At 71.7% G+C, this 7,628-nt stretch carries 8 protein-coding genes; 3 read left to right on the forward strand and 5 right to left on the reverse strand.

Features of this window, described 5'->3' with window-relative positions:
• Positions 1 to 62: 62 nt before the first annotated feature.
• The 3 genes from GVL03_RS18560 to GVL03_RS18570 are packed head-to-tail and all read right to left on the reverse strand — an operon-like array spanning position 63 to position 3,312.
• Positions 63 to 1,046 carry an alpha-ketoacid dehydrogenase subunit beta gene (locus GVL03_RS18560; RefSeq protein WP_159502494.1) on the reverse strand — a complete coding sequence of 328 codons (984 nt, stop codon included), beginning with the start codon at positions 1,044 to 1,046 and terminating at the stop codon, positions 63 to 65.
• Positions 1,043 to 2,170, reverse strand: coding sequence for a thiamine pyrophosphate-dependent enzyme (locus GVL03_RS18565; RefSeq protein WP_159502500.1), 1,128 nt, complete (start codon positions 2,168 to 2,170; stop codon positions 1,043 to 1,045). Before GVL03_RS18565 ends, GVL03_RS18560 begins: the two co-directional genes overlap by 4 nt.
• Before the next feature lie 38 nt (positions 2,171 to 2,208).
• Complete coding sequence (locus GVL03_RS18570; RefSeq protein ID WP_159502495.1) at positions 2,209 to 3,312, reverse strand: histidinol-phosphate transaminase; 1,104 nt, start codon at positions 3,310 to 3,312, stop codon at positions 2,209 to 2,211.
• Positions 3,313 to 3,430: 118 nt separating this feature from the next.
• Here GVL03_RS18570 and GVL03_RS18575 point away from each other — a divergent pair, with 118 nt between their 5' ends.
• The gene (locus GVL03_RS18575) at positions 3,431 to 3,823 is read left to right on the forward strand and encodes a phage holin family protein (RefSeq protein WP_159502496.1); all 393 of its coding nucleotides are present in this window, start codon (positions 3,431 to 3,433) and stop codon (positions 3,821 to 3,823) included.
• A gap of 61 nt (positions 3,824 to 3,884) precedes the next feature.
• On the opposite strand, the gene GVL03_RS18580 is transcribed toward GVL03_RS18575, so the two are convergent.
• Positions 3,885 to 5,276, reverse strand: coding sequence for a hypothetical protein (locus GVL03_RS18580; RefSeq protein WP_159502497.1), 1,392 nt, complete (start codon positions 5,274 to 5,276; stop codon positions 3,885 to 3,887).
• Positions 5,273 to 5,563: a hypothetical protein gene (locus tag GVL03_RS18585; protein ID WP_159502498.1), complete on the reverse strand. Its 291-nt coding sequence runs from the start codon at positions 5,561 to 5,563 to the stop codon at positions 5,273 to 5,275. The genes GVL03_RS18580 and GVL03_RS18585 overlap by 4 nt, the downstream gene beginning before the upstream one ends.
• Before the next feature lie 134 nt (positions 5,564 to 5,697).
• On the opposite strand from GVL03_RS18585, the gene GVL03_RS18590 reads away from it, so the two are divergent.
• On the forward strand, positions 5,698 to 6,201 hold the full coding sequence (locus GVL03_RS18590; RefSeq protein ID WP_200847242.1) for a low molecular weight protein-tyrosine-phosphatase: 504 nt from the start codon (positions 5,698 to 5,700) through the stop codon (positions 6,199 to 6,201).
• Positions 6,202 to 6,235: 34 nt separating this feature from the next.
• Entirely contained in the window at positions 6,236 to 7,615 is a 1,380-nt protein-coding gene (gene purB, locus GVL03_RS18595; protein WP_159502499.1) for an adenylosuccinate lyase, read from the forward strand.
• The last annotated feature ends 13 nt before the right edge of the window (positions 7,616 to 7,628 follow it).

The raw sequence follows: 7,628 nt of genomic DNA on the forward strand, positions 1-7,628 counted from the left end.
TCGCGGTCATGGGGGTCGGACGGTCAACGGTCATCGGCTCGGTCACGGTCAGGAGCACGGGGTCAGTAGGCCAGGGTGCGGTCGACGGCCTCGAGGATGCGGTCCGCATCCGGAAGGTACACGCCCTCGAGCTTCGCGGGCGGGAACGGGGTGTCGAACCCGGAGACCCGCAGCACCGGAGCCTCGAGCGAGTAGAACGCGCGCTCGGCGACGGTGGCCGCGACCTCGGAGCCGAGCGAGGTGAAGCCGGGGGCCTCCTGCGCGTAGACCATGCGGCCGGTGCGTCGCACCGATTCGAGGATCGGGACGTAGTCCACGGGCGACAGCGAGCGCAGGTCGACGACCTCGGCCGACACTCCCTCGGACTCGGCGAGGGCCGCCGCCTGCAGCAGGGTCGCGACCATCGCGCCGTGGCCGACGAGCGTGACGTCGGTGCCGCGACGGACCACGCGCGAGGCGTGCAGCGGTAGCGCCCGCGCAGCGAAGTCGACCTCGCCCTTCGGCCAGTACCGGCTCTTCGGCTCGAGGAACACCACGGGGTCGTCGGAGGAGATGGCGTCCTGGATCATCCAGTAGGCGTCGTTCGGCGTCGAGGGGCTCACCACGCGGAGCCCCGGCGTGTGGGTGAAGTACGCCTCCGGGCTCTCCTGGTGGTGCTCGATCGCGCCGATGTGGCCGCCGTACGGGATGCGGATGACGACCGGCATGCGCAGAGCGCCCTCGTGCCGGTTGGTGAGCTTGGCCAGCTGCGAGGTGATCTGGTCGAAGCCGGGATAGACGAAGCCGTCGAACTGGATCTCGCACACCGGGCGGAATCCCGCCATCGCGAGGCCGATCGCGGTACCGATGATCCCGGACTCCGCGAGCGGGGTGTCGATCACGCGGCGCGAACCGAACTCGGCCTGCAGCCCCTCGGTGATGCGGAACACGCCGCCGAGGGGGCCGATGTCCTCGCCCATGAGCAGCACGTGGTCGTCGTTCGCGAGGGCTTCGCGAAGGCCGGCGTTCAGCGCCTTGCTGAGGGGCAGGGTGGCAATGTCGGTCATGCCCGCTCCTCCCCGAACGACGCCTCGTAGTCGGCGAGCCACTGCTTCTGCTCGGAGATCAGCGGGTGCTCCTCGCTGTAGACGTGGTCGAAGATGAGGTCGGTCGGGATCGACTCGAGGGCGACCGTGCGGGCGCGGGCGTCCTCGGCGACGGCGGCGGCCTCCGCATCCACCTCGGTGAAGAACGCGTCGCCCGCTCCACGCCCGCGCAGATACGTGCGCATGCGGGCGATCGGATCCCGCAGCGCCCAGGACTGCTCCTCGTCGGCCGTCCGGTATTTGGTGGGGTCGTCGCTCGTGGTGTGCGCGCCCATCCGGTACGTCTGCGCCTCGATCGCCCGGGGGCCCTCGCCCGCGCGCGCCTCATCGAGCGCGCGGCGGGTGACCGCGTAGCTCGCGAGCACGTCGTTGCCGTCGACGTGGATGCTGGGCATGCCGTAGCCCGCCGCGCGCAGGTGCAGGGGCGCCGGGGACTGCGTGCGCACCGGCACCGAGATCGCCCACTGGTTGTTCTGCAGGAAGAACACCTCGGGAGTCTGGAAGCTCGCGGCGAAGACCATGGCCTCGTGCACGTCGCCCTGGCTGGAGGCGCCGTCGCCGTAGTAGACGATGACGGCCTCGTCGCGGTCCGCGTCGCCGGTGCCGCTCTTGCCGTCGAAGGCGAGCCCCATCGCGAAGCCCGTGGCGTGGAGGGTCTGCGACCCGAGCACGAGTGTGTAGAGGTGCGTGTTGCCGTTCTTCGGGTCGTACGGGTTCCACCCGCCGTGGGTCAGACCCTTCATGAGCCGGATGATGTCGACAGGGTCCACCCCGCGGATGGTGCACACGACGTGCTCGCGGTACGAGGGGAACAGGTGGTCCTGCGCGCGCGCGGCGCGGGCGGACCCGACCTGCGCGGCCTCCTGGCCGTGGCTCGGCGGCCAGAGCGCCAGCTGTCCCTGCCGCTGCAGGTTCGTCGCCTGGCGGTCGAACGCGCGGATCACCGTCATGTCGCGGTAGAACGTCTCGAGATCGGCCTCGTCGAGCGCGGCGACGGCGTCGAGATAGGGCTCTGCGGCGGGGCTGGGCGCGAAGGATCCGTCGGCCGCGAGGACGCGCACGAGGTGCGGATCGTCGGGCGTCATCGCATCGTGGGGCACCGTGTCGGGCGGGGTCACGGGTTCTACGCTAGCCGCCGGGCCGGGTGGTCTTCTGGAAGACCCTCGACAACGGATGCGGCGATTCGTAGGACGGTGTCCACAGATTCCTCTTCGCCGATCGAGATCCGGAGGCCGTCCCCGGGGAAGGCGCGGACGATCAGGCCCGCCCCGTCGAAGGTGGCCGCCGCGTCCGTGGTCTCGGCGCCCGTGGGCAGCCAGACGAAGTTTCCCTGCGCGTCGGGGATGCACCATCCGGCGTCTCGGAGTCCCGCGGCGATGCGGTCGCGCCGCTCGGCGATGATCCGCACCCGGTCGCGCAGCTCGTCCTCGGCGTCGAGGCTCGCGAGGGCCGCCACCTCGGCCTGGGCGGTGACCGAGAGCGGGATGGCGGTCGCGCGGGCGGCGTCGAGCACCCGGCGGTGCCCCACCGCGTATCCGATGCGGAGCCCCGCGAGCCCGTAGGCCTTCGAGAACGTGCGCAGGGCGACGACGTTCGGGCGCACGACGCCGAGCTCCCGCAGGCCGTCGACCGCATCCGGCGCGGTCACGAACTCGGCGTACGCCTCGTCGAGGATCACCAGCAGGTCGTCGGGGAGGGAGCGCAGGAAGGCGTCGAACTCCGCCTGCGTGACGACGGGCCCGGTCGGGTTGTTCGGGCTGCACACGATGATCGCGCGGGTGCGCTCGGTCACCGCCGCGGCCATCGCGGTCAGGTCGTGCCGGCCGTCAGCGGCGAGCGGCACCTCGACGCGGTCGGCGCCACCGACGACCACGAGCCCCGGGTAGGCCTCGAACGAGCGCCACGGGTAGACGATCTCGTCGCCCGGGCCCGAGACGGCGAGGATCAGCTGCGACAGGATCGAGACGCTGCCCGCGCCGATGTGCACCTCGTCTACCGTCACGCCGAAGCGCTCGGCGAGGCGCGCGCGCAGGCGGGAGGCGGATGCATCCGGATACCGGTTCACCGCGGTCGTGTCGCGGAGCGCGTCGACGACGTGCGGCAGCGGCTCGAACGGGTTCTCGTTGCTCGACAGCTTGAACGCCTCGGCGCCGGCCTGACGGCCCTGCCGGTAGACGGGCAGGGCCGCGATCTCGGGACGGACGCGGACGGGGGTCGGTTCGCTCACGGTCCGAGTCTAGGAGCGGACCCCGCTCGGGGACCGGCTCGCGCGCACGATCCCGCCGAAGGACCCCGCCGGTGCGCGCCGCCTCGGTCGAGCGGACGCGGCGTGCCACACTGGCCGCATGGGCTTCCTCATCCGCGTCGTCGTCAATGCCTTCGCCATCTGGGTCGTGACGCTCATCCCCACACTCGGGGTCAGCGTGATCGCGTTCTCGCCGGGCGAGACCCTGCAGCTGGTGATCTCGCTGCTGGTGATCGCCGCGGTCTTCGCGCTCGTCAACACGATTGTCGGCACCGTCGTGAAAGTGCTGACCTTTCCGCTCTACATCCTGACGCTCGGGCTCTTCTCGCTCATCGTGAACGGGTTCCTGCTGTGGCTGACGAGCTGGATCACGCAGTTCTGGACATGGGGTCTGCGCGTCGAGGACTTCTGGTGGGGCGTGGTCGCCGCCCTGCTCATCTCGGTCATCAACTGGATCTTCGGGGTCATCCTGCGCCCGAAGCGGAAGGACTGACGCCGGAGCCCTCACGCGTCGTCTCGCGGCGCTCGCACAGCGACCGGACGCCGCGCGCGCATCACGGGGGCGGGGGGAAGCCGCCGCCGAGTGCCATAGGGCGGGCGGAGAGTGAGGGATCCGGTCCGGGGTCAGGCCTCCGCCCGGGCGCGAGCACCGGGCCCGCCGCGCGCTCGGCGCCGTACTCGACCACCCGCACGAGGTCCGCCTCGGCGAGCGGCGCGAGCCGTTCGTGCAGAGCGAGCGCCCTCGGGTCTCCCGATGCGTCCGCCGTCGCCGCCGTGTCGATGTAGGTGTCGAGATGGTGGGCCGGGAGGGTCAGGTCGTGCATACCCATCGCAGGGTCGACGGTGCGCTCGGCGACGAAGCTGCCCTCCGCGCCCACCCGCGCCTCGTGCCCGATCGCGAGCGCCGCGACCGGGTCGTCACCGTGACGCACCTGCACGCTGAAGGTCTGCTCCCCCGGGTCGACCGCCGTGGGCGAGCCGAAGCCGCCGAGCACGGGGACCTCGTAGACCCCGCTCTGCTGCACCTGGCCCGCAATCATCGCGCCCTGCGAATGCCCGAACAGATACAGCTCGTCGCCCGGCTGCGCGCCCGCGCTCTCCAGCGCCGCCTCGACGGTGGCGAGGGCGTCGGAGCGCGAGCCGGCGAAGGACTCGAGGTTCGAGGACATGTCCCACGGGTCGTCGCCGCCGAGCGCCCGGGTGCCGGCGATGTACACGGCGAAGCTGCGGCCTCCGTCGGGTCTCGCGTATTGCTCGATGCGCACCCGGGCAGGACCCGACGCGGGGATGCGCGCCGCCGCGTCGGCGAGTGTCGTGGGCGCCGTGCCCCGCTGCGAGACGAACTGCGGCACGAGCGTCGCGGCCGTGCCTCCCGGCGCGAGCGGCCGCGCCGCGCCGACCGTGCCGAGCCCGCTGCGCCGCACACCCGACAGCGCGAACGCGAGCAGCGGCAGCAGGCCGAATCCGAGCAGCGACGGCACGATCCCCCCGATCAGCAGCTGCAGCGCCGCGTCCCGACCGGTGAGACCGGCGAGCGAGAGCGCATCGGATGCGGCGGCATCGGCATCCGGCCACTCCGCGAGGAGCGCGTCGATCCCGCCCTGTGTGCGGGCGATCTCGGCCTCGTCGCCCGTCGCTCGCGCGAGCCCGTGCGCGACGCGCAACTCGACCAGGGCGTACGTCGCCGAGGCGAACCGGAGCTTCGCGGCGAGCTCGCCGGCGGTCGCGGCCGACGCCGACAAGACCTCGGCGAGCCGGCGCGCGTGACCGTACGCCCCGAGGAGCGGCAGGGCGCGGCCGCCCAGCCGTTCAGCGCACAGGGCGAGCTCGCCCGCCGCCTCGGCCAGTGTCTCCGACGCCGTGTCGAGGGATGCGGCAGCCGCTTCGAGCGCCGCCGTGTCGACCGCGATGGCGCCGCCCGACGAGATCGTGAGCCCGTCGCTCATCGGGCCAGGACCCATTCCTGCGTGAGCAGGTACGACCGGGTGTCGATCAGCACCCGGTCGAGCTCGTCCAGGTCGTACCGACGACGTTCGAGATCCGCGAGCCACGCATCCTGCTGCCCCTGGAAGGCCGCCATCGCGGGCGATGACCAGGCCGTCGCCGCGACGAGGTCTCGCGAGGCGCCGCACACCCGCTCGATCGCGGCGAGCGCTGCGGCCAGGTTGCGCCTCGCCGCCTCGAGTTCGAAGGCCCAGACATCGGATGCCGCGTGCTCGGTCGCCCAGTGCATGCACCGATCGTCCTCTCTCGGGCGCTCACCGCGGCATCTCCGCATCCGTGTTCGGGAGAGCTCCGGGTGCGAGACGTCCTGTGCAGGACAGGTCGATTCGGCGTACGGCGGGCCCGGGGCACCAGAATGGAGGCATGACCGATTCCGCGCCCTTCCGCGTGGTGTTCGTCTGCACGGGAAACATCTGCCGCTCGCCGATGGCGGAGTCGGTGTTCCGCTGGTTCGCCGACTCGGTGGGACTCGGAGATCGCGTCGTGTCGACGAGCGCGGGCACCGGCGACTGGCACGTCGGCGAGCCCGCGGATCCGCGTACGACCGCGGCCCTCGAGCGGCGGGGGTACGACGGCACCCGTCATCGCGCCCGTCAGTTCACCTACGCGGACTTCGACCGGAACGACCTGGTGATCGCGCTCGACCGTTCCCATGAGCGCAATCTCCGTGCGTGGGCGCACACCGAGGCGGACTCCGACAAGGTCGTGCTGCTGAGGTCGTTCGACGCCGAAGGACCGGACTCGCTCGATGTGCCCGACCCGTACTACGCCGGACCCGAGGCCTTCGACGAGGTGCTCGGTATGATCGAGAACGCGTGCCGGGCGCTCTTCCGGCAACTCGAACCCGCCATCCGCTCCGCGGGGTAGGCCGCGAAGCGGGCGCCGCATCCGACGGAGTACCGTGTCGACTTTCCCCGTTCAGCCGCTCAGCCCGCTCGACGGCCGCTACCGCCCCGCGGTCGCGGCGCTCGGCGACTTCCTCTCGGAGGCCGGCCTCAACCGCGCTCGCGTCGAGGTCGAGGTGGAGTGGCTCATCGCCCTGACCGACCGCGGCCTCTTCGGCACGATCGCGCTCACGCACGCCGAGAAGCAGAGCCTGCGCGCGCTGTACCTCGAGTTCGGCCAGGCCGAGATCGACTGGCTCGCCAAGCGCGAGGCGGTCACCCGTCACGATGTGAAGGCCGTCGAGTACCTCGTGCGCGACCGCCTCGCGAGCCTCGGGCTCGACCGCATCGCCGAGCTCACCCACTTCGCGTGCACGAGCGAGGACATCAACTCGACGTCCTACGCCCTGACCGTGCAGCGTGCCGTGACCCAGGTCTGGCTGCCGAAGCTCCGGGCGATCGTCGCGCGGCTCGGCGAGGTCGCCGAGGAGCTGAAGGATGCGGCGATGCTCGCCCGCACGCACGGCCAGCCCGCGACCCCGACCACCATGGGCAAGGAGCTCGCGGTGTTCGTGTGGCGCCTGGAGCGCGTCGTCGGCCAGCTCGAGTCGTCGGAGTACCTCGCGAAGTTCTCCGGCGCCACGGGCACCTGGTCGGCGCATCTGTCCGCCGAGCCGGACGTCGACTGGATCGAGATCTCGCGATCGTTCGTCGAGGGACTCGGGCTCGGCTTCAACGAGCTGACCACGCAGATCGAGTCGCACGACTGGCAGGTCGAGCTGTATGACCGCGCGCGGCACGCCGGCGGCATCCTGCACAACCTCGCCACCGACATCTGGACCTACATCTCGCTCGGCTACTTCGCGCAGATCCCGGTCGCGGGCGCCACGGGCTCGTCGACGATGCCGCACAAGATCAACCCCATCCGGTTCGAGAACGCCGAGGCAAACCTCGAGATCGCCGGCGGCCTGTTCGCGACGCTCGCCTCGACGCTGGTGACCTCGCGGCTGCAGCGGGATCTCACCGACTCGACGACGCAGCGCAACATCGGCGTCGCGTTCGGCCACTCGCTGCTCGCCCTCGACAACCTGCAGCGCGGGCTCGGCGAGATCTCCCTCGCGCGCGACGTGCTGCTGGCCGACCTCGACGGCAACTGGGAGGTCCTCGCCGAGGCCATCCAGACCGTGGTGCGCGCCGAGGTCGTCGCCGGCCGGTCGCGGGTCACCGACCCGTACGCGCTCCTGAAGGAGCTCACTCGCGGGCGCCGCGTGGGAGCCGCGGAGCTCGCCGAGTTCGTGCGCGGCCTCGACATCGGCGACGCGGCCAAGGAGCGCCTGCTGGCCCTGACCCCCGCGACCTACGTGGGTCTCGCCGAGGACCTCGTCACCCGCCGCTGAGGCGTGGGGCCGG

This window comes from Microbacterium sp. 18062 (assembly GCF_902706225.1).
Classification (GTDB): domain Bacteria; phylum Actinomycetota; class Actinomycetes; order Actinomycetales; family Microbacteriaceae; genus Microbacterium.